Genomic DNA, 25,616 nt, shown 5'->3' with positions numbered 1-25,616 from the left:
ATCCAGCAGGGGAATCTAACAACGACAAGGAAAACGTCTAACAGTGTTAGAGTGAGGCACTAACACTGTTAGGTTGTCAACCGCGCGCCAAGGAGAAACCCGTGGCACTGAGCCGAGCGGACATCGCGCAAGCCGCCCTTCACCTGCTGGACGAGGTCGGCTTGGAGGGGCTGTCGCTGCGCGGGCTGGCCACGAAGCTGGGCGTGAAGGCGGCCACCCTGTACTGGCACGTCAAGAACAAGCAGGAACTCATCGACGAGATGGCGGCGGCCATGATGGCCACCGCCTGGCAGCACGACGTCCCCAAACCGACAGAACCCTGGGACACCTGGCTGACCTGGGTGGCCCGCACCCAGCGCGCGGGCATGCTTTCCCGCCGCGACGGGGCGCTGCTGGCGGTGCGCAGCAGCCAGACCGACGACCAGTGGGAGGCGATGGAGGGCCTGCTGCACCTGCTGCAGCGGGACGGCCTCAGCCTCGACGACGCGATGCACGGCGTCGGCGCTTTGACTAACTTCGTCCTCGGTTCGACGTTGGAGGAGCAGCAGGCCGCGGGCCGCGACGAGGCGGTCGCGAACACGCAGCAGCCCGGCACGTTCCCGCTCTCGGCACGTGCGCTGACCGGCGCAAAGGACTTCGACGCGATGTTCGACCACGGCCTCGCGCTGATCCTCGACGGCATGCGTCAGCGAGTCAAACACTCGTGAGGATCGCGTGCCGGTCTCGTCCGCCGCTTGTTCCACAGGGCTGACTGGGTCGAGACCGGCCGGCAGGTTTTGCGTCGCGGCGCGTCCGGCATTGGCGTTGGGGCGAGTCCCCTAGCTCCAGAAGTCGCGCGGAAACCCTTCGATCGCACCATTTGGTGCTCGGCGGGTTTTTCGTGTTCGCGTCATGACCTCAGCGTCGCTCCGAAGTGGACGGTGGGGCCGCCAAGGCGATCGGTCGCCCGGCCGAAAGTACGGAACTTCGCAAAATTCCGCTGTTACGCTTCGGCCGGCTGAAGCGGGGCGATTGCACACTGGCGCAATAGCGGCATTCCGTCCCAGCAGCCGAGAGGCGAAGCAGTCCGTTCACGATGTCGAATGACTCGCCTCAACGCTGGGGAACAACAGAAACACCCTGCGTCGCCGGGCCGCTAAGAAATAACCATTCGCCGACTCTGCGACTACGGGCAGAAATGTTGCCCGGAACTGCAAATAGAACTCTCCCCGGATCGAAATATGCGGCACCGCCCCGGCCGCGTTAATTGATTCAACACCGTACCGGCGAGTACGACAAGGTATTCGCCGCACGAGGGCCTCCTGGGGGAGGTAACACCACTGTCCTGACTGGTGCCAGCACCACCATCGGGAGGTCGGAGGCGGTAAATCGGGAGGGTCCTTCCTATTCGGAGCGCGAAACTGTCGAACATGACGCCAACTCATTACCCCAATCGGAGGTAGACCGTCTTTTCAAGTTCTGACATGCTCGGCTCGGCCGACAGCTCGGTGCGTGGGGTCACTTGAGACGGGCTATTTTTCCTCAGGGGTAGATATGGAAATTGAGCTATTGGGATCGGTGACGCTCCGGCAAGCCGGCCGGAGGCACGGAGTCGCGTCGCGAAAGGTGCGGACTGTGCTCGCGTTGCTGGCCTTGTCGCCGGGGGTGCCGTTGTCCCTGGACACTCTCGCGGACGAACTGTGGGCCGACAAACCGGTCTCCAACGTGCGCAACGCCTTGCAAGCCAACATCGCCCGGTTGCGGAAGCTCGTGTTCAACGTGACCGGCGAGCGCGAGGTGGTCCGCACGGTCAGCAGCGGTTATCTGATGACCGTGCCCGCCGAAGCGGTCGACGCGCACCGGTTCTCCGCTCTGGCCCAGCGCGGCGCGAGCTTGCTCGGCCAGGATCCGCGCGCCGCCATCACCGTGTTCGAGCAGGCGTTGCGGCTCTGGCGCGGGCCGGCGTTGCTCGACGTGGCCGATTGCACCCGCTGCCGGATGGCCGCCGAGCAGCTCAACGAGCATCGGCTGAGCGTGCAGGAGGACCTGATCTCCGCGCGGCTGCAAGTCGGGGAACATCACGGGCTTTCCCATGACCTGAAACAACTCGTCGCCGAGAACCCGGCCCGCGAGCGGCTCAGCGAGTACCTGATGATCTCGCTCTACCGCGACGGCAGGCAGGGCGAGGCGGTCTCCGTCTTCCACAGCACCCGGCAGTGGCTGAGCGCCGAACTCGGGCTGGAGCCGGGGCCGGGGCTGCGCCGGCTGTACCAGTCCATCCTGATGCAGGACCGGGTCCTCGACTGAGCCGTCGTTTTCGCTTCCACGGCGCCAGCATGGCAGTCCCCGATGACCGCCTGCTGACAGCGCGACGACGGATCCGGGGCGTCAGGGGTCTGTCAGAACGGGGTCAGGAAGGTGTCACCGCTCGCCGCTAGTTTCGGGCCGATCCCAGAACCGGTCCCTGACTATCGGGAGTGCCCCCATGACGACAGCCGTCTCCGAACGCATGCAGCAGATCCGCGAGATCGTCTGCACGCACCTCGAACTCGACGACGCCGAGCTCACCGAAACCAGCGATTTCGCCGACGACCACGAGGCGGATTCGCTGTCGCTGATGGACGTGCTGGCCGCGCTGGAGAAGAAGTTCGGCGTCACGATCGACCAGGCCCAGTTCGCCAGGATGACCAACCTGCGCGCGGTGTACGAGGTCGTGTCGGAATCCGCGAGCTGGTAGAGACCATGTCGACGAGTATCGGACGCCGGGTGGTCATCACCGGATGCGGTGTCGTGTCGAGCATCGGCGTCGGCGTCCGGGAGTTCACCTCCGCACTGCGCGCCGGGCGCAGCAACGTCCGGCCGATCTCGGTGTTCGACACCACCGGGTTCGCCCACGACAACGGCTGCGAGGTCGCCGACTTCGAGCCCGCGCGGTGGATTCGCACGCTCGACTCCGGCGATCTCGGCCGGGCGAGCCGGTTCTCCACCGCCGCCGCGCGCCTCGCCGTCGAGGATTCGGGGCTGCCGCTGGAAACCCTGCGCGCCGCGCGCACGCTCGTCTCGGTGGGCAGCACCGACGGCGAGGCGCACGAGCTCGACGGCCTGGTGGCGCAGGAACTCTCCGCCGGGCTGGCCGGGCTCGACCCGCGACAGGTGCGCCGCACCTCCGCGGGCCGGCTCGCCACGTCGATCGCGCGCGAGCTGGAACTGACCGACGTCGAGACCGGGACCATCGCGACGGCGTGTTCGGCGGGCAACTACGCCATCGGCAACTCGCTCGACGCGATCCGGTGCGGGGACGCCGAGTTCGCCCTCTGCGGCGGCGCGGACGCGCTGTGCCGCAAGACGTTCACCTCGTTCTACCGGTTGCGCAGCATCGCCCCGGACTGCTGCCGTCCCTTCGACCGCAACCGGATGGGCATCCTCACCGGCGAGGGCGCGGGCATTCTCCTGCTGGAGAGCCTGGACTCCGCGCTCGCCCGCGGTGCCCGGATCTACGCGGAAGTGCTGGGGTACGGGATGTCCTGCGACGCGCACCATCCCGTCGCGCCGCATCAGGCCGGGATCGCCCGCTGCATGGAACTGGCGCTGGCCGACGCCGGGGTCAAGCCCGGCGAGATCGACCTGATCTCCGCGCACGGCACCGGGACCAAAGCCAACGACATGACCGAATCCGCGGCGATCCGTGACCTCTTCGGGCCGAAGCCGCCGCGGACCGTGTCGATGAAATCCATGCTGGGGCACTCGATGGGCGCGGCGAGCGCGCTGGCCGCGATCGGCTGTTCGATCGCGCTTACCGAGCAGTTCATCCCGCCCACCATCAACCACCGCGACACCGACCCGGACTGCCCGGTGGACTGCGTGCCCAACGAATCCGTCGACGCCGACCTCGACATCGTGCAGAACAACGGCTGGGCCTTCGGCGGCAACAACGCCGTGGTCCTGCTCGGCCGGTACGAGCGGCAGCCCCGAAAGGAGACCGCGCGGTGACCGCACCTGCCCGGCGCCGTCCGGTCATCTCGGCCTGGACGGCCATTTCCCCCTTCGGCTACGGCCGGGAAGCGTTCGCCGACGGCGTTCGCTCCCGGCGCGAGCCCGTCGCCGAACCCGGCGGGCCCGGCGAGGCGGCTGTCGTGCCCCGCTTCGACGTGCGCGAGATGTTCGGCCGCAAGAAGACCCGGGCGATGAACCGGGTCAGCGGGCTCACCGTCGCGGCCGCGCAGCAGCTGCTCGCCGACATGGCGCTGGCTCCCGACGGCGACCGCGAGCACATCGGGTTCGTGCTCGGCACCACGACCGGCAGCGCGCAGAGCATGATGGACTTCACCCGCGCGTCGATCACCGCCGAGCAGCCCGACCACGTCGAGCCCGCCGCCGTTCCTGGCACGGTGATGAACTGCGCGGCTGGGCAGGCCGCGATCTGGCACGGGCTCAAGGGACCCAACGCGACGATCGCCGCTGGTCGCACCACTGGGTTGCAGGCGTTGAACTACGCCCGCCGGCTGCTGATGACCGACCGCGCGGCGCAGGTGTTGTGCGGTGCGGCCGAGGAGCATTCCGACGCGCGGTCTTGGCTTGAACATCACCGGCGCGGTGGAGCGGCGACGCTCGGCGAAGGCTGTGCGATGTTCCTGCTCGAACCGGCGGACTCGGCCGATCCGCGCAATGTACTGGCGACGTTGACCGGCATCGACTCGCGAATCTGCCTCGACGGGGATCTCGCCGGAACGTTGCATGCCACCGTGTCCTCGCTGCTCACCCGCTCCGGCGTGGCGACGGAACGAGTGTGGGCGGCGGTAGGCAGTGGCTTCCCCGCTGGGTCGGAGCGGCCCGAGGACGCGACGCTGCGGCAACTGTTCGGCGACGAGGTCACGGACCGCGTGCCGCCGGTGGATCTCATCGGCGACACCTCGGCGGCGACCGCGCTGTTCGGGCTGGCTTCGGTGCTCAGCGTCGCCGATGGGGCAGACCACGGCGAGCAGGACCACATCGTCGTGACGGCCTGCGATGACGACGGTTCGGTGGCCTGCGCGCTGCTGCAGCTCGGCGGTGAGCGATGAGCAGAACCGCGCTCGTCACCGGCGGCTCTCGCGGGATCGGCCGGGCAGTCGTGCTCCGCCTGGCGCAGGACGGGTTCGACGTCGCTTTCTGCTACCACAGCAATCAAACCGCGGCGGACGTCCTCGTCAAGGAGGTCCTTGACCTGGGCGTCCGGGTCGAGGCCAGTCAGGTTGACGTCGCCGACGGCGAGGCGGTCACGGCGTGGGTCGAGCGCACGGCTGACGAGTTCGGCGCACCGGACGCGCTGGTCACCTCAGCGGGAATCACCCGAGACGGTTCGCTCGCACTGATGTCCGAGCCGGATTGGTCGAGTGTCCTGCGCACGAACCTCGACGGCGTCTTCCACGCGTGCCGTCCCGCTGTGTTCCGGATGATCAAACGCCGCACCGGAAGCGTGGTGACGCTGTCCTCGGTGTCCGGCGTGCACGGCAATCCGACGCAGACCAACTACTCCGCGGCCAAGAGCGGCGTGCTCGGTTTCACCAAGGCGCTGGCCAAGGAAGTCGGCCGGTACGGGGTGCGGGTCAACTCCGTCGCGCCGGGCCTGATCGAGACCGACATGCTCGGCAAGCTGAGCGAAGCGACCCGCGAGAAGATGCTGCGGGCCGTTCCGCTGCGCCGGTTCGGCAGGCCGGAAGAGGTCGCGGACCTGGTGTCTTTCCTGGTTTCCGAACGCGCCTCCTACATCACCGGCAGCGTTTTCGAGGTGGACGGCGGCTTCATTGTCTAACCCCGGCTAACCCCGTCTAACCGATCTCTCCCGCGGCGGGCGCAGGAAGCGCGTGCCGCGTCCTACCCGTGCGCTGGCGAAAGGACGTCATGAGCGCCGACAACGGTTTCATCCCGCGGCTCAAGACCGCGGTTCTGGGCTCGGCCGAGCGCCCGCTGGTGTTCGTCGGCAACTTCGAGGTCGAAGAGCAGTGGGCGGTCGACGAGCAGGGCCTGCCCCGGGTGTCCGCCCCGGGCGGCACGGCGGTCGTCAACAGCATGGACGAGTTCGCGTTGCTGCTGGGCGGAAAGCGGGACCACGTGGTGCTCAAGCACGCACCCGACCCCGGTTACCGCAGCTATCTGGAAGGGCTCGGCCTCGACCTGCCGCAGATCCATGTGATCGCGGACCCGGACCCGGCGCGCACGGTCAGCCAGGACGCCTTGCACGATCCGTGGTTGATCGCCGCGCTTTCCGCGCTGCGCACTGACGAAGCGCATCTGCTCGCGCACGGCGTCTCGGCGGTGGAGGAAGAACTGTCTACCGCGACTGGGCTTCCGCTGGCCGCGCCCGACGCGGCCCGGTGCAAGGCGGTGAACAGCAAGATCTACAGCCGGCGCATCGCGACGCAGCTCGGATTGCGCCAGCCGAATGGTTGGGCGTGTGACACGCTCGACCTGCTCGACGAAGCCGTCACCGCGGCTGGCGCGGTGCTCGCCACCGGACGGCGGGTCGTGGTCAAAGAGGCGTTCGGGGTGTCCGGCAAGGGGATCTCGGTGGTCTCCGACGAACGCAGGCTCGACCGGTTGCGCCGGATGATCTCCGCGACCGCGCGGCGCAAGGGCCGGGACCGGATCGCGTTCGTGATCGAGGAGTGGGTCGACAAGCGCGCCGACCTCAACTACCAGTTCACCGTGGGCCGCGACGGTTCGGTGCACTTCGACTTCGTCAAGGAGCTGATCACCGAGCACGGCGTCCACAAAGGACACCGGATACCGCCGCGCCTGGACGAGGCGCAGATCGAGATCATCCGGTCCGCGGCGCAGGCGCTCGGCGGGCAGCTCGCCGCCGACGGTTACTACGGCGTCGTGGGAGTGGACGCGATCGTCGAGCCGGACGGCGGCATCTTCCCGGTGCTGGAAATCAACGCCCGCAACAACATGTCCACCTACCAGGTGCCGATCCAGGAACGCTTCGTCACCGCGGGCGAGACCGCGATGGCCCGGCACTACTCGCTGCGGCTCGGCGCCAGCGTCGGCTTCGACCGGGTCCGCGACGTGCTCGGCGACCTGCTGTTCGACGGCGCGGGCAGCGGCCTGCTGGTGAACAACTTCGCCACCGTCAACGCCGGTGCGCAGACCGCGGACGGAGCCCCGTTCGCCGGCCGCCTCTACGGCGTGCTCATCGGGGACTCGGTCGCCGAGGTCGACCGCATCGACGCGCGAGTCGAAAGCGCGCTGGCCGTCCTGCAGCAGGACTGAGCACCCGTTTCCGCCCAGCCGAAGACTAAGGAAGTTCTGTGACCGAAACCGCTACCGTTCCGGAGTTCGCCGTCGTGTCCGGAGCCCAGGTGCACCAGGTGCTCGACGGTGCCGAGAAACACCTCGTCGAACTGATCGAGGCGACCTACCGGCTGCACGGCCAGCAGGCGACCGTGAACCCGCCCTCCTACTTCCTCCGGTTCCCGGACCGGCCGTCGGCGCGGATCATCGCGCTGCCCGCCTCGGTCGGCGGAGAGGTCGCGGTGGACGGGGTCAAGTGGATCTCCAGCTTCCCGGAGAACGTGCGCACCGGGCTGCCGCGCGCGTCGGCCGTGCTGATCCTCAACGACCAGGCGACCGGATACCCGCTGGCCTGCATGGAAAGCTCGATCATCAGCGCCAGCCGGACCGCGGCGTCGGCGGCACTCGCGGCCGACTGGCTCAGCCGGCGCGGCGAACGGCCGCGGCGGCTCGGGTTCGTCGGCACCGGGCTCATCGCACGCTACGTGCACCGGTTCCTGATCGGCACCGGCTGGGACTTCGACGAGACCGCGGTGTTCGACCTCTCCGCCGAGCACGCCGCAGGGTTCCGGGGATACCTGGAGAGCACCGGCGCCAACCGGATCGCGGTGCGCGAGAGCGCGGAGGAGCTGATCCGCGGCAGCGACCTGATCGTGTTCGCCACCGTCGCCGGCGAACCGCACGTGCACGATCCGGCCTGGTTCGCGCACAACCCGCTGGTGCTGAACGTTTCCCTGCGCGACCTGTCGACTGAGGTGATCCTCGCGTCGGCCAACGTGGTCGACGACGTCGAGCATTGCCTCAAGGCCAACACCTCGGTGCACCTGGCCGAACAGGCCACCGGCGGACGCGACTTCCTCGACGGCACCCTCTACGACGTGATGTCCGGGGCACTCGCCCTAGACGCCGGCCAGCCGCTGGTGTTCTCGCCGTTCGGCCTCGGCGTGCTCGACCTCGCGGTCGGCAAGCACGTGCTGGACGAACTGCGGCGCCGCGGCGAACTGCACGAGGTCGGCGACTTCTTCTTCGAACTCGACCGCTACGGCAAGCACGGCAAGCGCTGAGCCGATGCCGATCATCACCAGTCCGCACGAGTTCAACGTCGACGACCTGTTCGTCGACCTGAACGGGTGTACAGGGCGATCGCTCTACCTCAAATGCGAGGGCTTCAACTTCGCCGGTTCGATCAAGATCAAGGCCGCGACCGAGATGATCGACGCCGCCGAACTGGACGGCACGCTGGCGCCCGGCGCGACCCTCGTGGAGAGTTCGTCGGGCAACCTAGGGGTGGCGCTGAGCCTGGTCGCCACCAGCCGGGGCTACCGGTTCATCTGCGTCACCGACTCACGCTGCACCCTCGGCGCCCGGCAGTTGATGCAGACGCTCGGTGCCGAGGTGCACGTGATCACCGAACCGCATCCGCAAGACGGGCTGCTCGGCGCGCGGATCGCGCACGTGCGGCGATTGTGCGCCGAGGGCGACGACCGGGTGTGGCTCAACCAGTACGCGAACGCGGGCAACTGGCAGGCGCACTACCGCACCACCGGACCGCAGATCGCGAATTCGTTCCCCGGCGCCGACGTGGCGTTCATCGGAGCGGGCACCACCGGCACGCTGATGGGGTGCGCGCGATACCTGCGCGAACACTGCCCCGGAATGCGCGTGGTGGCCATCGACACCGTGGGTTCGGTGACCTTCGGGACCCCGGCCGCCCCGCGGATGATCCCCGGTCTCGGCACCGGGGTCCGGCCCGCGCTGCTCGACGAGTCCTATGTGGACGATGTGGTGCACGTGCCGGAGCTCGCCACCGTGCGCATGTGCCGCAGGCTCGTCCGCGCGGGTTTCCTGTTCGGCGGCTCGACCGGCACCGTCGTCGCCGGGGCGCTGAACTGGCTCGACCGGCACGCGCCCGGCGAGGACTTCACCGCGGTGGCGGTCGCCCCCGATCTCGGCGACCGCTACCTCGACACGGTCTACCACGACCAGTGGGTGGCCGACCTCTACGGAGACGCGGCGCTCGCCCCGCCCGCCGCGCTCGGGAGCTAGTACCACTCGAAATCGAGGTGCCACGCCCAGTGTGCGCACGATCACGAGGAGCCATCCTTAGACCGTCCGGCTTGCCGCCTGCGCGGCGGGAGGCCTGAAGCGGCCCAAGGAGTGCGGCAATTGCGAACGCTACCTCTGCTCCGGCTCGCGCGCTGGTGTGCCGGACACCCCGGCCCGGTCCTGTGCGCGTGGCTGCTGTTCCTGGTCGTGGCGGCGAGCGAGGGTTTCGCCGCCACGACCGGCGGCTCCGCCCAGCCGGGAGCACCGTCGGCCGGTTCCGTCCTCGCGGTCGGCTGTCTGCTCACCGCGCTGCTGCTGGTGCTGGTGCTGGGTTCGCCGCGGCTGGCCGCGATCGCGTTCGGCTATCTCGCGACGGTCGGCGTCAGCGCGCTCGGCGTGCTGCTGGCGGCCGCCGAAGGAGCGGGCTCGTTCGGCAGCTGGAACCTCGTTCTCCTGCCGGGCATCACGAGCGCGGCCAACCATCTGCTGTTCGCGGTGCGCAGGCAGCAGGAGATGCCGCCGGGCAAGCACAACGTCTCAGACACCGCACAGATCGTCGCTTCGACGGCTGGGCGGACCGCGCTCGTCACCGGGCTCGCGATGCTGACCGCGATGACCGGGCTGTATCTGACCGGCGAGCCGCAAGTCATGCGGCTGGCGGCGGCCGTGGTCCTGGTGGTCCTCGTGGAAGCCGCCGCCGCGCTGACTCTGCTCCCGGTGTTGCTGACGCGAAGCACGCTTCCCGTGCGGAGGTCGTTCCAGTGGCACTGGCTGCCCCGGTTCGTCGCCCGGCTGCCCGCGACCTGGCGCTACCGCAACGCAGCGGGGCTCATCGGCGCGCTGGTGTGCACTGCCGCGGCGCTCGGTTACGTCGTCTACCGCTACCTCGAATCGCCGACGCTGCCGCCGTTGCCGCTGGCGCTGCTGATCGGGCTGACCTCGCTGGCGGTGATCACAGCCTTCCGGCCGGTGGTGGTCGCGCTGACGACCGCGGTGCTTTCGGTGCTGTCCGCGCTCTTCGCGCTGACCATGCTCACCTGCATGGACCCGCCGACCCCGACGTGGCTGCCGGTGGCGCTGGTGGCCGTGCTCGCCGCGCCCACGACCGACATGCACGTCTGCCTGCTGCATCACTTCCGCGTCGAGGCGCTGACCGGGATGTCGCCCCAGCATGTGCTCGCCGAAGGACTGCGTCGCGGCACGGTGGCGATCTCCAGCGCGAGCGTGGTGTCCATCGGGGTCTTCAGCGCTCTCGGGATCGCCGGCGCCGGTGCGTTGAGCGAGTTCGGCTGGGCGGCCGCGGCGGCGCTGGCGATGGACGTGCTGGTGATCCGGTTGGTGCTGCTGCCCTTGCTGCTCTCGCTAGCCGGCCCGGTCCGCTGGTGGCGGCGGACCGGGCCGGGGGCCGCGCGAAAGTGAGGCCGCGGTGCGTTGCTTGTCCGTGAGGGGAACCCTGAGGGAATCAGAGTCCCTCAAGGTTCCCCTCACGGACGCGAGCAAGCGGTGATGAGGGTACGGGCCGGGTATTTCGGCGAGCGGGTAGTCCTTTGTGGACTGTCGGCGCGGTGAAGCCGCACAACCCGGCAGCCCCTCGACCCGGGCCGCGCCGCCCTAAGTCGTGAGCCGGGAAATCACCCGGTGGTCGGGTGCCCGGTGAGGTCGAGGAAGGCTTCGTCGAGGGTCGGCCTGCGCAGGGCGAAGTCCGCCAGCGCGACACCGCGCTCGTGCAACGCGTTCGCCGCCGCGGCGATCCCGCCGCTCTCGTCGAGCAGTTCGAGGGAGATGCTGCACCGGCGTTCGTCGACGACCGGGACGCCTACCGCGACCGGCGTCAGCGCCGCCACCGCGTCCGCGAGACCTTCGGGATGCGCGACAGCGACTTCCAGCCGTTCCCGGCCGACCTTGCGCTTGAGCTCGTCCGCCGTTCCTTCCGCGACGCTCCGGCCCTTGTCGATGACCACGATCCGGTCGGCGAGGTAGTCGGCCTCCTCGAGGTACTGCGTGGTGAGCAGGACCGTGACGCCTTCGCTGACCAGTTCGCGGACCATCGTCCACAAGCCCATCCGGCTCGCCGGGTCGAGCCCGGTGGTCGGTTCGTCGAGGAACAGCACCGAGGGCCGCGCCACCAGGCAGGTCGCGAGGTCCAGGCGGCGGCGCATCCCGCCGGAGTACGTGCCGACCGCGCGGTCCGCGGCCTCGACCAGGTTGAACCGCTCCAGCAGCTCTCCCGCGCGGGCGCGCGCTCCGCTGCGGCCGAGGTGCAGCAGACGGCCCAGCAGCACCAGGTTTTGCCTGCCGGTCAACAGTTCGTCGACGGCCGCGTACTGGCCCGCGAGCGCGATGTGCCGCTGGACCTGCTTGCGTTCCCGCACGATGTCGTGCCCGGCGACCAGCGCGCGGCCGCCGTCCGGCGGGAGCAGGGTCGCGAGCATCCGGACGGTGGTGGTTTTGCCCGCGCCGTTGGGGCCGAGCAAGCCCAGCACCGTGCCCGGAGGGACGGCGAGATCGACGCCGGCGAGCGCCTCGTGGTCGCCGTAGCGTTTGCGGAGCCCTTCGGCTTCGATCGCGAGTTCTCCGTGCGCCATGTCAGCCTGCTTCCCGGACGTTCTCGGGCGACAGATCGGTCCAGTGGCCCGAAATGTGCGCGAGGGCTTCTTCCCGGCTGCTCTCGCCGAGCGAAACGCGCCAGCCTGGCGGGGTCTCCGCGAAGGAGGGCCAGAGGCTGTACTGCCGTGCGTCGTTGACCAGGACCAGGAAAGCGCCGTTCTGGTCGTCAAACGGGTTTGTCATCGCATACTCCGGATCGGTTAGGCGAGGCGGTAACGGCGGAAGCTCAGCAGGGTCGCCGCGGCGAAAAGCACGACCAGCGTCACCGCGACGACGATGCCGGGATGCTGGGCGGGGAACGAATCGTCCGCGGGCACCGGCACGCCCCACAGCTGGCGGCACAGCGTGGTGACGGAGCTGACCGGGTTCCATTCGGCGATCGGCCGCACCCAGGACGGGAGCTGGCTGACCGCCATGAAAGCGTTGGACAGGAAGGAAAGCCCGAGCGTCAGCACCGCGCCGACGCCGTCGATCGATTCGGGATTGCCCATCGAAAGCCCGAGCAGCACGCCGACCCAGATCATCACGTAGAGGAAGAACGCGAGCACGGCCAATCCGGCGAGCAGCGCGGGGAATCCGGCGTGCACGCGGCCGCCGACCGCCAGCCCGATCCCGGCGACGATCGCCAGCGCGATGAATCCCACCAGCGCGTCGCCGATGGTGTGCCCGAACAGGACGGCCGGGCGGGAGATCGGCAGAGAACGGAATCGGTCGGTCAGGCCGCCTTTGAGGTCCATCGCCACCGCGATCGCGGTCGGTGCGACTCCGGCGAGGCCCACCTGCATGAGCGCGGCCGGGAAGAGGAACTCCGGGTAGCTGCCGCCGCCTTCGACGCTCACCGCGCCTTTGAAGACGTACCCGATGGCCAGCATGGTGATCAGGGAGTTCAGGGTGATCGCGAGGAGCCGGCCGGGCACTTTGCGCAGGTGCGTCAGCCGGCGGCCGGCCAGGGCGAACGTTTCGACGAACGCCGCTGCCCGCGGCGGGTTCGCCGGGGTAGTCATCGTGGTCACTGCGACTCCTCGCTTCCGGTGCTCAGCGTTTCCGCCACCACGGCGCCGACCTCGGCCTGTGGTCGCGGGTCCATCAGGTATTCGTGGCCGCAGTCGACCCGGTGTGCGCGCACCGGTCCTGCCACGTGCGGCACCCAGCGGCCCGCGCGTTCGGCAACCTCGGCGTCGGTCAAGCCCTCGGCGGCGACGAACAGCTCGACCGCGCCGGCGAACCTCGCCGGGCGGTACTCGTGGGCGAGGGACGCGTTGTTGTCCATCACGGCGAGGACGCGGGTCATGCGTTCCTCGCCGATGTCAGCCAGTCTGCTGTCTCCGTCGCGCAGCACGGCGATGACGTCGGCCGGGGTCAGCTCGGGCCCGCCGTCGGTGTCGTGGAAGCCCACGTGCTCCAGGAAATCGACGAGCAGCTCGTGCCTCGTCGGCGCGGTTTCGGCGCCGTCCTGCGGGTAGCTGTCCAAGATGGACAGTGAGCCGACCGTTTCGCCTTCGGACTCGAGGCGTACGGCCAGTTCGAAGGCCAGCAGACCGCCGTAGGACCAGCCGAGCAGGTGGTACGGGCCGTGGGGCTGGATCCGGCGAATGTGCTTCAGGTAGTCCCCGGCGACCTGTTCGACGGAGTCCGGGAACTGTTCTGTGCCACTGATTCCCGGCGATTGGAGGCCGTAGATCGGCCGGTCTGGCAGGTGGGCCGCCAGACCGAGGTAAGGCAGGCTCAGGCCGAGTCCGGCGTGCAAACAGAACAGCGGCGGTTTCGTCCCGGTCGGGCGGATCGGCAGCACGGGCGCGAACGGGTCCGGCAGGTCCGCGACCTCCGGTTCGGCTCGTTCGGCGAGTGCGGCCAGGCGTTCGATGCTGCCGTGGGTCAGGACGTCGGCCACGGTCAGCCGGAGTCCGGCTCGTCGGGCCAGCGCGACCAGACGGACGGATTGCAGGCTGTTGCCGCCCAGTTCGAAGAAACCGGTCTGGACATCGACGTCAGTGATGCCAAGGGTTTCGGCGAAAGCGGTTCGCAGCAGTTCGACGGTTTCGCTGGTGTCCTGGCTGGTTTGTGTTGCGGGAGCGGGCAACGCGGCACGGTCCAAGGATCCGTCTGGGGCGACGGGGATGGTGTCCAGTTGGACGAACGCGGTCGGGATCAGGTAATCGGGGAGTTCGGCGGCGAGTGCTTCCCGCAGGGTGAGCGGGTCGACGCCGCGTTCCCATTGCGGGACGACGTAGGCGATCAAGTCATCCTCGGCGATGACGGCAGCGGCGGCGACTGAGGGCTGGCGGTGCAGAGTCGCTTCGATCTGCCCGATCGGGATCGTGAAGCCGCGCACCTTGGCCTCACGGATCACTTCGATGGTTCCGTCCAAGCTGATGCGGCCCAGGAGGCCGGTGGGTGCGCCAGCCAAGTACAGCTCTCCTCGGCCGCCACGAGGCACTGGCTGCAGACTCTGGTCGAGGACGTCGGCGCGGCTGTGCGCGAAGGGGCGTCCGTTGACCAGCGAGAGCCAGCCGGACGCCGCAGTGCCCTCGCAGTTGAGTGCACCGTCGAGGAATCTCTCACCGAAGTTCAGCACCCGCGTACCCGGTCGCAGCGCCAGCATTTTCGCGATGCTCGGGGTCACGACCACGACGCTCGGGTCCACCGACGACGCGAGTTCCGCGATCTCCGCGGCGGGAGCGACGGTCACCACCGCGCCGACGTGCAACGCGGCCAGCACGACCAGTAGCGCGAACTCGGTGTCCGGCGCGAGGACGCGGTCTCCGACTGTGAGCGGCAATTCGGCCAGCAGGGCGGCAATTGTCGCGGCCAGCGCGTCTCGGCTGAACACCGCTTCTCCACGATACGCCACCTCCGCCCCGGACAGCGGCACCTGCAGATCGGTGTCGGCGAATCCGGACACGTCCGCGGGGACTGTGCAGCGAGACGGCCCGCTCGGCGTCCAGGCCGCGCCGGTGGCTAGGACGGCGAAGATCGCGGCCCAGCGGTCGCGGCCCGGCGGCAGGTCGACAGTGACCGTCTCCCCCGGGCCCGCGCCCTGCGCCTGCAAAGCCCGGGCGAGGCGGTTGGCTTGCTCGCGCAGACCGATGTCCCCCGGCACCAGCAGGCCATCGGGAACCTCCGGAACCGACACGGCTGAGGTTTCCCGCTCGGAGGAAGTGCGCAGGTCGATCCGGCTCAGCGGCTGCCCGGGATCTTCGGCGGCGGCCGCCAGGAGGAGCTTCAACCGCTCGACCAGCAGGTACGCGGTTTCCGCGGTGAACGCGTCGGCGTTGTACTCGAGCGTGCCTTCCAGACCGCGTTCTCCCTTGTGCTGGCCCAACTGGAAGGTCAGGTCGAACTTGAACTTCTTGTGCGTCGGGGCGAGCAGTTCGGGCCGCGCGGTCAGGCTGCCGAGACTGACTTCGGACGGCGGCACGTCGTAGAAGGACAGCAGCACCCCGAACAACGGCTGCCGCGACATCGACCGGGCCGGTTGCGTCGCCTCCAGCAGCCGTTCGAAGGGCAGGTCCTGGTGGGCGTAGGCGGCGAGGTCGGCGTCGCGGACCCGCGCGACCAGGTCGGCGAAGTGCGGGTCGCCGCTGGTGTCGGTGCGCAGGACGAGCGTGTTGACGAAGAAGCCGACGAGGTCGTGCACGGCTTCGTCCGGACGTCCGGCGACCAGGCTGCCGAGCGGGATGTCGGTACCCGCGCCGAGCCGGGTGAGCAGCGTGGCCAGCGCGGCCTGGACGACCATGAACAGGCTCGCCCCTTGCTCATGCGCGAGCCGCGCGAGGCCCCGGTGCACGGCGGACGGAACCTCGAACTCGATGGTTCCGCCGTGGTAGCCGGCGGAAGCGCGCCGCGGCAGGTCGACCGGCAACGCCAGTTCGCCGGGCATTCCGGCGAGTGCCTCCCGCCAGTGCTTCAGCAGGCGGAGGGATTCGCCGTCCTTGGTGTCGTCCAGGAGGGAGTGTTGCCAGACCGAGTAGTCCGCGTACTGGGCGGGCAGGTCTGTCCACTCTGGACTCTTTCCGGCCAGCCGGGCTTCGTAGGAGGTGGCGAGGTCGCGGGCGAGCACGTCGACGGACCAGGCGTCTCCGGCGATGTGGTGGAGCACCAGCAGGAGGACGTGATCGCCGTTCTCGGCGGGACCGAAGAGCTTGCTGCGCAACGGAAGATCGGTGGCCAGGTCGAATCCTCGGGCGACTTCTTCTTCCAGGGCCGCGGTGAGGTTCGCGGGCATCGGCGCGGTGCGCAAGGACTCCCCCGCGTCGAGGACGCGCTGGTAAGGCACGCCATCGGTGTCGGGGAAGATCGTGCGCAGGATTTCGTGGCGCGCGGTCAGATCGTCGATGGCGGCAGCGAGCGCGGAGCGGTCCAGCTCGCCGGAGAGGCGCACGGCGAGGGGGATGGTGTATCCGCCGTGTTCGCCTTCGAGCCGGTTGAGGAACCACATCCGCTGCTGGGCGTACGACAGCGGCAGCGGATCGGGGCGGTCCAGTTTGCGGAACGCCGCGCGGGCCTGTCCGGCGGACGCGAGCCGTCCGGCCAGTGCGGCGACGGTGCGGGCCTCGAACAGGTCCCGCAGCGGCAGTTCGACGTCCAGTTCCGACCGGATCCGGCTGACCAACGCGGTAGCCAGGAGGGAATGGCCGCCGAGTTCGAAGAAGTCGTCGTCGATTCCGGCTTCGGGCAGGCCCAGTACCTCGGCGTAGAGCCGGGTCAGCTGTTCCTCGACCGGAGTGCGGGGGCCGCGCTTCTCTGGTCCGGCCAGGTTTTCCGGCGCGGGCAGGGCTTTGCGGTCGACCTTGCCGTGTGCGGTCAGCGGGAGCCGGTCGAGTACGACGAGCGCGCTGGGCACCATGTACGCGGGCAGCAGTTCGGCCAGCTGAGCCTGCAGGTCTTCGGGGCGGGCGGTTCCCGCGACGTAACCGACGAGGTGCCGGTTGGCCGCGTCGGAGCCCTGCACGACGACCACCGCGTCGGTGACCGATTCCTGGGCGAGCAGACCGGCTTCGATCTCGCCGAGTTCGATGCGGTGGCCGCGGATCTTGACCTGGAAGTCCCGGCGTTCCACAAACTCCAGCGCACCGTCGGCCCGGCACACCACGCGGTCGCCGGTCCGGTACATCCGGGTGCCCGGTTCACCGAACGGGTCAGCCACAAACACCGAACCCGTCTTGACCGGATCGCCGACATAGCCGCGGCCGACGACCAATCCGCCGACGTACAACTCCCCTGCCGCGCCTGGCGGAACCGGCCGCAGCTCGTCGCCCAGCACGTACAGCCGGGTGTTCCGCACCGGGAGGCCGATCGGCACCCGCAGGCCCTGCGCATCGTCCACACTGGACAGAACGGCGTGGGTCACGTCGTCGGAGCACTCGGTCGGGCCGTAGGCGTTCACCATCGGGATGTTCGGGAAGTACTCGAACCAGCGGACGCACAGGTCCGGCGGCAAGGCCTCTCCGGTGACCACCAGCCAGCGAAGTCCGTCCAGGTTCGGCGGGCTGCCCGCGTCCCAGAAGTCCAACGCCGCGCGCAGCAACGAGGGCACGACTTCCAGCACGGACATGCCCAAGCCGAACAGCGCGTCGGGATCGGCCGCCGTCTCGCGGCTCACCGCCCGGACTTGAGCGCCGACCATGAGGGGCGCGAGCATCTGCCACACGGACACGTCGAAGGTCAGCGGGGCGTTCTGCACCAGCACATCCGACGGCTTCAGGGACAGGTCTTCTACCTTGGCGAGCAGGTGGTTGACCATCCCGAGGCGAGAAACCATCGCGCCCTTGGGACGGCCGGTGGAGCCGGAAGTGAAAATCAGGTACGCCACATCGTCGTCAGCGCCGACCACCGGGGCCAGCTCGGTGTCGACCACGCCGTCCAGCTCGATGACGTCCACCGGCAAACTGGCCGCGAGCTCCCGGAACTCCGGCGCCGCGATCACGCACGCCGCGCCGCTGTCCTCCACCAGCCCTTGCAGGCGGGCGAGCGGCACCGTCGGATCCAGCGGCACGTATGCACCACCGGCACCGAGGACACCGAGAACTGCTGAAATAAAGCCGATACCGGGGCCTGCGAGCACGCCTGCTACCCGTCCCGGAGGCAACCGCCGAGACAGCGCCGAAGCCAGTCCCACCAGTTCCGCATAACTCACGGATCCGGAGTCATCAACAACCGCCACAGCGTCCGCGGCCTGTGCGCGGACCCGCTCGACGACACCCGCACCGACCGGGCCGGGCGTGCCCAGCAGGAAGGTCTCCGAGGGTTCGGCCACCACGTCGATCCGGCCGAGCAGGCGGTCCGGGTCGCCGAGCACCGTGTCGAGCAGTGCCCGGAACTGCTGCGCGAGCCCGCGGACGCGGTCGTCGCCGAAGGCCTCGCGGAGGTAGTCGAAGCGGAAGACGAGGGAGTCGCGCGGTTCCACGACGAGGCTGAGCGGGTAGTGCCGCGAATCGAGCGTCACCGCGTCGACCACCCGGACGTCCTCGCCGAGTTTCACCAGCGGGCCGCCGTCGCCGGCGGGGACGTTCTCGAACACCACTGCGGTGTCGAAGAGTTCTCCGCTGTCCGGGATGGCTCCGCTCAGCTGGGCCTGTCCGATGTGCTGGTAGGACACCATCGAGGCTTGCTGATGCCCCAGTTCGGCGAGCAGTCCGCGGACTGGGCGAGCGGGGTCGAGGCGAGCCCGCACCGGCACGGTGTTCACGAACATGCCGACCATCGTTTCGACGCCGGGCAGTTCCGCCGGACGTCCGGAGGCGACCGCGCCGAAGACCACGTCCTGCTGCCCGGCCAGCCTGCCGACCAGAATCGCCCAGCACGCCTGCACGATCGTGCTGACCGTCAGCTCGTGTTCCCGCGCCCACGCATAGAGATTCGCAGTGTCGCTTTCGGACAGTACTAACTCGACAGTCGCGGGCAGGTTCGCGGCGGCGGGCAGATCTGGGGCGACGCGGGTCGGTCCGGGGAGGCCGTCGAGGAGGTCCTGCCAGGCTTTCCGGCCGGCTTCCTGGTCTTGGCGAGACAGCCAGGCGAGGTAGTCGCGCATCTGCGGCACCGCGGGCAGTTCGGCCTTCGCGCCGCGTGCGTAGAGCTGCGCCAGCTCGTCGATGAGGATGGGCACCGACCAGCCGTCCGTGGCGATGTGGTGCGCGCTCCACAGGAACCGGTAGCGCTCGGCGGCGATCCGGATCAGAGTGAAGCGGACCAGCGGCGGGCGGGCGAGGTCGAAGCGGCGCAACCGGTCTTCCTCCACCAGCCGCTGCAGCTCCGCCACCCGACGGTCCTCCGGCAGCACGGTCAGGTCGACCTCGGACCACGGCAGCTCGACCGATTCGGCGACCAGCTGCACCGGCTCCCCGTTGCGGCGTCGCCGGAAGTATCCGCGCAGGGCGGTGTGCCGGGTCAGCAGCGTGGCGCAGGCGTCCCGGACCGCTGCGGTGTCGAGCGGTCCTTCGAGGTCCGCGATCGCTTGCACGGCATAGAAATCCACACCTTCGGCGTCCAGCTCGGCGTGGAAGAGCATGCCCTGTTGCAACGGCGCGAGCGGGAGCGCTTCCTCGACCGGACCGACCCGCAGCTCGTCCAGTTCTCCCGGTTCGAGTTCGATCAAGGCGGCGGGTTCGAGGGCAACCTCTTCTCCGACCGGGACCGCGTTCTCCGCGATCGCCGCCGGGGTGCGGGCTTCCAACAGGTCGCGCGGGGTGATGATCAGCCCGGCTTTGCGGGCGCGGCTGACCACCTGGATCGAGCTCACGCTGTCGCCGCCGAGGGCGAAGAAGTTGTCGTCGATGTAGACCTTCGGCACCGTCAGCACTTCGGCCAGGACATCGCACAGGATGGCCTCGACGGCATTGCGCGGGGCCCGGCCGACTGCCTCGGCGGCGAAATCGGGCTCCGGCAACGCTTCCCTGTCGACCTTGCCGTGCACGGTCAGCGGCATCGCGTCGAGCACGACCATCGCGGGCGGCACTAGGTAGTCCGGCAGCCGCTGCTGCAGTTCGCTCCGCACCGACGGGACGTCGACCGGCTCCGTTCCGACCAGATACGCGGCGAGCCGTTTGGTCCCGGCGTCGTCGGTGCGCACCACCACGACCGCGTCCGCGATCTCGGGCAGCTCGCGCAGGGTGGCTTCGATTTCGCCGAGTTCGATGCGGTGGCCGCGGATCTTGACCTGGAAGTCCCGGCGCTCGATGAACTCCAAAGCCCCGTCGTCCCGGCGCACCACGCGGTCGCCGGTCCGGTACATCCGCGTGCCCGGCTCGCCGAACGGATCCGCGACGAACACCGAACCCGTCTTGACCGGGTCGCCCACGTAACCGCGTCCGACCACCAAGCCGCCGACATACAGCTCGCCGGCCGCACCCGCCGGGACCGGCCGCAGCTCGTCGCTCAGCACGTACAGCCGGGTGTTCCGCACCGGGAGACCGATCGGTGTCCGCACCCCGCGCACATCGTCCACACTGGACAGAACCGCGTGCGTCACGTCGTCCGAACACTCGGTCGGCCCGTACGCGTTCACGAGCGGGATCTCCGGGAAGTACCCGAACCACCGCACACACAGGTCCGGCGGCAACGCCTCGCCGGTCACCACCAGCCACCGCAATCCGGGCAGCTTCGGCGGGCCACCGGCATCCCAGAAGTCCAATGCGGCCCGCAGCAACGACGGCACCACTTCCAGCACCGACATGCCCAAGCCGAACAACGTCTCCGGATCCGCGGCGACCCGCCGGTCCACCACCCGGACCTGGCCGCCGACCACCAGCGGCGCGAGCATCTGCCACACCGACACGTCGAACGTCAGCGGCGCGTTCTGCACCACCACGTCGGACGCGCCCAGCCCGAGATCCTCGACCTTCGCCAGCAGGTGGTTCATCATCCCGAGCCGGGAGACCATCGCGCCCTTGGGACGGCCGGTCGAACCCGACGTGAAGATCACGTACGCCACGTCATCGTCCGCGCCGACCACGGGTGCCAGGTCGGCGTCAACCGTGCCGTCCAGCTCCACGACGTCCACCGGCAGCTCCGCCGCGATGTCCCGAAACTCCGGTGCCGCGACGACACAAGCCGCGCCGCTGTCCGCCACCAAGTCACGCAACCGCGCCAACGGCAGCGTCGAATCCAGCGGCACGTAGGCACCGCCCGCGCCCAACACACCGAGAACCGCTGAGATGAAACCGCTCCCTGGGCCGGCGAGCACGCCAACCACGCGCCCCGCTGGCAACCGCCGCGACAACGCCGAGGCCAGCCCGACCAGGTCCGCATAACTCACCGACCCGGCCGCATCAACCACCGCGACCGCATCCGGAGCCTGCGCGCGCACTCGCTCCACCACGCCCGCACCGACCGGGCCATTAGCGCCCAACCCGGCGGTGAGCAGTTCCTCGCGCTCCTGCGCATCGGCGACGTCGATGCGCGCGAGCGGCGCGTCCGGATCGGCGCGCGCGAAGCGGTCCAGGAACCCGGCGAACCGGTGCAGGTGAGTGTCCACTCCGGACTCGTCGTAGAGGTCGGGATTCCCGTTGAGGTGCAGTTCGATCCCGCCGCCGGGCTCGTCGAGGACGGTGATGGACAGGTCGTTGGTGATCCCGGTGGACAGGTTCCGCACCCGGGTCACGCAGTCGCCCAGCCGCAGCCCGGGGTCCGCGGGCAGCACGTTCACGAAGGGACCGCCGAACGGACGCCGTTCGTCGCTGCGGACGCCGATGTCGCGGCGGATCTGGTTGACGTGGTAACGCTGGTGCTTGAGCGTGCGGGCGAGTTCCCGCGAAGCCTGCTTCAGCAGCAGCTGCGGGGTCATCGCGGGCGTGACCTGCATTTTCAGCGGCAGGTAGTTCGCCATCATCCCCGGGATCGCCCGCGTCCGGACCCCCGCGCGGGCGGCGACCGGGACGGTCAGCATCAGGTCCTGGATCCCGGAAAGGCGTTCGGTGTAGGCGGCCATCGCGGCGAGCAGGAAGGTCGGCAGGGTCACCCCGGCCTGCGCCACTGCCTTCCGCGCGGCTGCGGCGGCATCGGCCGGCAGGGCGAGGGTGCGGCGAAGGAAGCCGCGAGCGGGTGCGGGTTCCTTGCCGGACAAGCTGATCAGGTCCGGGACCGTGCTGAAGTGGCTGCTCCAGAACTCGCGGTCCCGTCCGAGGTGCGTCGAGGTCTGGTATGCGAGTTCGGATTCCAGCAGGTCCCGGAACGGCGGCAGCGGACGGCCCTCGGGCTCCGCGCCGGTCAGCACGGCCGTGTACAGCTCGCCCATCCGCCGGTGGCAGATCGCGGCGCTGAACCCGTCGCCGACCAGGTGGTGGGTGGTGAGATACCAGAATCGCCGACGCGGTCCGAGCGTGAGCAAAGCCGCGCGGAAGAGCGGAAAGTCGGTGACGGAGAACGGCCGGGCCAGGTCCTCGTGCATCCACGCGAGGGCGGCCGCCTCGGGGTCCGGTTCGCCGGACAGGTCGAGGAAGCGGACCGGCAGCTCGGTCAGCGGCTCGACCACCTGGCGCGGTTCGCCGTCGACCTCGAAAAAGCGCGCGCGGAAGCATTCGGCCTCGTCGGTGAGCAGGCGGAACGCCTCGGTGAACGCCGCCACGTCGAGGTCGCCGGAGATGTCCAGGTAGTCGGCCATCGCGTAGGCCAGGCCGCCTCCGGACAGCTGCTCGTCGAACCAGACGTCGGTCTGGGCCGTGGACAGGGGCAGGCTGGTCTCGACAGCAGTCATCGCGGCACCTCGGAAAGTCGGTCGGTGGTCTGCTCGGGCACGCGGCCGAGCGCGTCGGCGGCCCAGTGGTCCCGGTAGACCGTGTCCAGGTAGTGGTCGCCCAGATCCGGGGAGATGGCGACGGCGGTCAGGTCGCGGTCCTCGCGGGCGAGCCAGGACAGCGCGCCGGCGACGACGGTGCCGGTCGAGCCGCCGAACAGGAAGCCGTGCCGCACCAGCGTCCGGCACATCTCGACGGTCGCGGTCTCCTCGACGTGCACCACATCGTCCACTAAGGACTCGTCGAGCAGCGCCGGGCGGATCGCGGAGCCCAGCCCGGGAATCCGCCTCGGCCCGGGCGGGCCGCCGAAGCTCACCGAGCCGACGCTGTCCACCGCGACCACGCGGATCGACCGGCGCGCCTCGTGCAGGTAGCGGGCGCAGCCCATCAGCGTCCCGGCCGTGCCGGTGCCGACGAACAGCACGTCGAGGCCGGGGAACATGCGCAGGATCTCCGGGCCGGTGGTCCGGTAGTGCGCGGTCCAGTTGCCCGGGTTGGTGTGCTGGTCGAGCCAGACGTAGTCCGCGTGCTCCGCGCAGAGGCTCTCCACCAGCCGCTGCCGCGCGCCGACCAGGCCTTCCACCGGATGCGGTTCGGTCAGCACGTGGACCTCGGCGCCGTAGTTCTGCATCAGCTGCCGCGCGGACAGCGTGCAGTGGTCGTCGGTGACGCAGATGAACCGGTAACCCCGGCTGGCCGCGACCATCGCGAGCGCGACGCCGATGTTCCCGGACGAGCTTTCGACGATCGTGGCGCCGGGGCGCAGCCTGCCGTCCCGCTCGGCGCGCTCGACGATCTCCAGCGCGGCCTTGAGCTTGATCGACCCGGCGAAGTTGAACCCCTCGCATTTGACGAACAGGTCGCGGCCGACGAACCGGCGCAGGTCGACATAGAGATCCGGGACGGTGAACTCCTGAGGGGCGGATATCACCCGCACGGCAAACCTCCGGTGCCCAAGGGGCGGTTCAGCGCCGGGAACGACTCGCCACGGCCGACTTTGCCGGCGAGCAGCCCGGTGAAGACGATGAGTTTCTGGATGTTCGCGGCGCCTTCCATGAATTCGACGCCGCGCGCGTCGCGAATCAGCTTGTCCAGCACGGGATGCGTCCAGCGCGCGCTCGGTCCGAAGAACCGGCAGGCGGCCCTGGTCGCGTCCTCGGCGAGCCGGCTCGCCTCGGCTTTGGCGGACGAGGCGAGGTGCCCGCCGCGGCTTCCGCCCGCGTCGACCTCCATCGCCGCGAGGTGCACCAGGTTCCGGACGCTCTCGATCCGGTAGCCCAGCTGATCCCATTCGGCTGCCGCGCCGCCAGTGAGCAGGCCGCCCTCGGCGCGGACGTATTCGTGCGCGGCCCGCGCGATGCCGACCGCGATGGCGGCGACGCCGGGGCGGAGACGGTTGAACGTGAGCGTGGCGGCCCACATTCCGCGTCGGGTCGGGGAAAGGTGGCGGCCGAGCACCCGGTTCGCCGGGATGCGTACGCCGTCGAACTCCAGGGCGCAGAATCGTGCGCCGCGCAAACCGAGCATGCCCAGCGGTTCGGCGTGGAAGCCGGGAGAAGCGGTGTCCAGGAGGACTGCGCGCACGCCGAGCGGGCCGGGTGCGGTGCGGGCGAAGACCACACCCATGCCTGCGCGGGAAGCGTTGCCGACGTAGCGTTTCCGGCCGTTGAGAACGAAATCGCCGTCTGGGCCGGGCGTCAGGCTGGTGGTCAGCGCGTTCGCGTCGGAACCCACGTCGGGTTCGGTGAGCGCGAAGAAGGTCCACGTTGGACGGTCGATCAGCCTGCCGTAGAACCAGGCTTTCTGTTCGTCGTCGCCGAGTACGTCGATCAGGACGCCCGACATCGACGCGCCCGGTGCGGCGAGCGTCACGCCCGCGTCGCCCCGGGCGAACTCCTCCAGCAGCACCGTCCGTTCCAGCGCGGTCATCCCGTGGAACCGGTGCCCGGCGACCCTGATGCCTTCCGCGCCGTACTCCGCCGGGACCAGCAGCTGCGCCATGCAGCGCACCGCAGGCAGATCGGCGAACTGGGCGGTGGCCTCGGGATCACGGTCGAGTACCGCTCCGGCGGCGCGGAGGTCGGTCGCCCATTCCGCGGCGAGATCCCTCAGCGCTAGCAAGGGTTCGGTCAGTACCGTGCCCGTCACGTTGTCCCCATTTCGTGAACGCTCGCGAGCAGCTCCGAAACGTCGGCAATCTCGCCCGGTCCGCCAGCCAGGAATCCCTTCGCGCCCAGCAGGCCGAGCAGCTTCCGGTCCACATCGGACAGACACTGATGCAGATACCGCACTCGCGCGGGAGTCGCACTCCCGTCCGCCAGCAGATCCGCTTCCACCGCCAGTTGCCCGTTGAGCGCACTGGCGAGGCAGTCCTGGATCATCTGCTTGCGCAGCAACGACTCCTCGCCCGAACGCCGCTCGCCCAGGTACCGGAGACACTCGTCCAGCAGCCCCTGGGAAAGCCCCAGCCGCACCCACACCAGCTCCGGCCCCGCGGGCGCTCCCGCCAGACCCCGCGCGAACGCGACCGCGCCGCCCGGGAGATCAGCCTCCCGCAGGATCTCCGTCCCGGCGGGCAGTTCTCCCGCCGGGACGGCCGCGATCGCGCCGTCGCGGCACGCTGTCGGCAGCAGCTTGAGCGCGGGCGCGACGCCCTGCTCCCGGGCGACGCGCCGGTACTCCTGCCACGATGCCGGGTCAGGCACGGATTTCCGCGATGACGAACGCGGCGAGCGAACGCACCGATTCGAAGTGCTGCATCTCCAGGTTCTCGGTGTCGAACTCGATGCCGAACGTGTCCTCGAGCTGCATCAGCAGTTCCAGCACGCCGGTCGAGTCGAGGCCGGCGTCGGACAGCCGGGTGTCCGCGGACAGGTCGGCGACGTCCCGTTCGAGCACCGCGCCCAGTGCGCCGGTGATGCCTTCGACGATCCGGTCCTCGGTCAGGGTCTGCGCGGTCTCAGTCATGACTCTCCTTCTTTT

Annotated in this window: 18 protein-coding genes; 10 read left to right on the top strand and 8 right to left on the bottom strand. The window is 69.5% G+C overall.

Features of this window, described 5'->3' with window-relative positions; all coding sequences use genetic code 11:
• Positions 1–101 precede the first annotated feature (101 nt).
• The 10 genes from ACFXI3_RS19675 to ACFXI3_RS19630 all read left to right on the top strand — a co-directional run bounded on the left by ACFXI3_RS19675 (position 102) and on the right by ACFXI3_RS19630 (position 10,716).
• Positions 102–707: a TetR/AcrR family transcriptional regulator C-terminal domain-containing protein gene (locus tag ACFXI3_RS19675; protein ID WP_378401021.1), complete on the top strand. Its 606-nt coding sequence runs from the start codon at positions 102–104 to the stop codon at positions 705–707.
• Between the two features lie 826 nt (positions 708–1,533).
• Entirely contained in the window at positions 1,534–2,286 is a 753-nt protein-coding gene (locus ACFXI3_RS19670; protein WP_344269461.1) for an AfsR/SARP family transcriptional regulator, read from the top strand.
• Between the two features lie 178 nt (positions 2,287–2,464).
• Entirely contained in the window at positions 2,465–2,716 is a 252-nt protein-coding gene (locus ACFXI3_RS19665) for an acyl carrier protein (RefSeq protein ID WP_037812007.1), read from the top strand.
• Between the two features lie 5 nt (positions 2,717–2,721).
• A complete protein-coding gene (locus ACFXI3_RS19660; RefSeq protein ID WP_378401019.1) occupies positions 2,722–3,969 on the top strand; it encodes a beta-ketoacyl-[acyl-carrier-protein] synthase family protein in 1,248 nt (415 codons plus the stop codon).
• Entirely contained in the window at positions 3,966–5,039 is a 1,074-nt protein-coding gene (locus ACFXI3_RS19655; RefSeq protein ID WP_378401017.1) for a beta-ketoacyl synthase N-terminal-like domain-containing protein, read from the top strand. The genes ACFXI3_RS19660 and ACFXI3_RS19655 overlap by 4 nt, the downstream gene beginning before the upstream one ends.
• Positions 5,036–5,770 carry a beta-ketoacyl-ACP reductase gene (locus ACFXI3_RS19650; protein WP_378401015.1) on the top strand — a complete coding sequence of 245 codons (735 nt, stop codon included), beginning with the start codon at positions 5,036–5,038 and terminating at the stop codon, positions 5,768–5,770. Before ACFXI3_RS19655 ends, ACFXI3_RS19650 begins: the two co-directional genes overlap by 4 nt.
• An 89-nt stretch (positions 5,771–5,859) precedes the next feature.
• On the top strand, positions 5,860–7,230 hold the full coding sequence (locus ACFXI3_RS19645) for an ATP-grasp domain-containing protein (protein ID WP_378401013.1): 1,371 nt from the start codon (positions 5,860–5,862) through the stop codon (positions 7,228–7,230).
• Positions 7,231–7,268: 38 nt separating this feature from the next.
• Positions 7,269–8,315 carry a 2,3-diaminopropionate biosynthesis protein SbnB gene (sbnB, locus tag ACFXI3_RS19640; RefSeq protein WP_378401012.1) on the top strand — a complete coding sequence of 349 codons (1,047 nt, stop codon included), beginning with the start codon at positions 7,269–7,271 and terminating at the stop codon, positions 8,313–8,315.
• Positions 8,316–8,319: 4 nt separating this feature from the next.
• Complete coding sequence (gene sbnA / locus ACFXI3_RS19635) at positions 8,320–9,297, top strand: 2,3-diaminopropionate biosynthesis protein SbnA (protein WP_378401010.1); 978 nt, start codon at positions 8,320–8,322, stop codon at positions 9,295–9,297.
• A 120-nt stretch (positions 9,298–9,417) separates the two neighbouring features.
• Positions 9,418–10,716, top strand: a complete 1,299-nt coding sequence (locus ACFXI3_RS19630; protein ID WP_378401008.1) for an MMPL family transporter — start codon at positions 9,418–9,420, stop codon at positions 10,714–10,716.
• A gap of 212 nt (positions 10,717–10,928) precedes the next feature.
• Here the strand turns inward: ACFXI3_RS19630 and ACFXI3_RS19625 are convergent, their stop codons facing one another.
• From ACFXI3_RS19625 to ACFXI3_RS19590, 8 genes are read right to left on the bottom strand one after another with little or no spacing between them, the layout of a single operon-like run.
• The gene (locus ACFXI3_RS19625; RefSeq protein WP_344269430.1) at positions 10,929–11,882 is read right to left on the bottom strand and encodes an ATP-binding cassette domain-containing protein; all 954 of its coding nucleotides are present in this window, start codon (positions 11,880–11,882) and stop codon (positions 10,929–10,931) included.
• Position 11,883: 1 nt separating this feature from the next.
• A complete protein-coding gene (locus tag ACFXI3_RS19620; RefSeq protein ID WP_378401006.1) occupies positions 11,884–12,087 on the bottom strand; it encodes an MbtH family protein in 204 nt (67 codons plus the stop codon).
• 17 nt (positions 12,088–12,104) lie between these two features.
• Complete coding sequence (locus ACFXI3_RS19615; RefSeq protein ID WP_378401059.1) at positions 12,105–12,908, bottom strand: ABC transporter permease; 804 nt, start codon at positions 12,906–12,908, stop codon at positions 12,105–12,107.
• 5 nt (positions 12,909–12,913) lie between these two features.
• Positions 12,914–22,594, bottom strand: coding sequence for an amino acid adenylation domain-containing protein (locus tag ACFXI3_RS19610; RefSeq protein WP_378401004.1), 9,681 nt, complete (start codon positions 22,592–22,594; stop codon positions 12,914–12,916).
• Positions 22,591–23,571 (bottom strand): 2,3-diaminopropionate biosynthesis protein SbnA, encoded by a 981-nt coding sequence (sbnA, locus tag ACFXI3_RS19605; RefSeq protein WP_344269421.1) that lies wholly within the window; start codon positions 23,569–23,571, stop codon positions 22,591–22,593. Before sbnA (ACFXI3_RS19605) ends, ACFXI3_RS19610 begins: the two co-directional genes overlap by 4 nt.
• Positions 23,562–24,782 (bottom strand): acyl-CoA dehydrogenase family protein, encoded by a 1,221-nt coding sequence (locus tag ACFXI3_RS19600; protein ID WP_378401002.1) that lies wholly within the window; start codon positions 24,780–24,782, stop codon positions 23,562–23,564. Before ACFXI3_RS19600 ends, sbnA (ACFXI3_RS19605) begins: the two co-directional genes overlap by 10 nt.
• On the bottom strand, positions 24,779–25,339 hold the full coding sequence (locus ACFXI3_RS19595) for a DUF2786 domain-containing protein (RefSeq protein WP_378401000.1): 561 nt from the start codon (positions 25,337–25,339) through the stop codon (positions 24,779–24,781). The genes ACFXI3_RS19600 and ACFXI3_RS19595 overlap by 4 nt, the downstream gene beginning before the upstream one ends.
• Positions 25,332–25,601: a phosphopantetheine-binding protein gene (locus tag ACFXI3_RS19590; RefSeq protein ID WP_344269413.1), complete on the bottom strand. Its 270-nt coding sequence runs from the start codon at positions 25,599–25,601 to the stop codon at positions 25,332–25,334. Before ACFXI3_RS19590 ends, ACFXI3_RS19595 begins: the two co-directional genes overlap by 8 nt.
• Between the last annotated feature and the right edge of the window lie 15 nt (positions 25,602–25,616).

The sequence above is a fragment of the Amycolatopsis sp. NPDC059235 genome (assembly GCF_042754125.1).
In the GTDB taxonomy this organism is placed as follows: Bacteria; Actinomycetota; Actinomycetes; order Mycobacteriales; family Pseudonocardiaceae; genus Amycolatopsis; species Amycolatopsis albidoflava.
The sequence above is the reverse complement of the archived record's forward strand: the minus strand, read 5'-3'. Positions and strand labels throughout refer to the sequence as shown.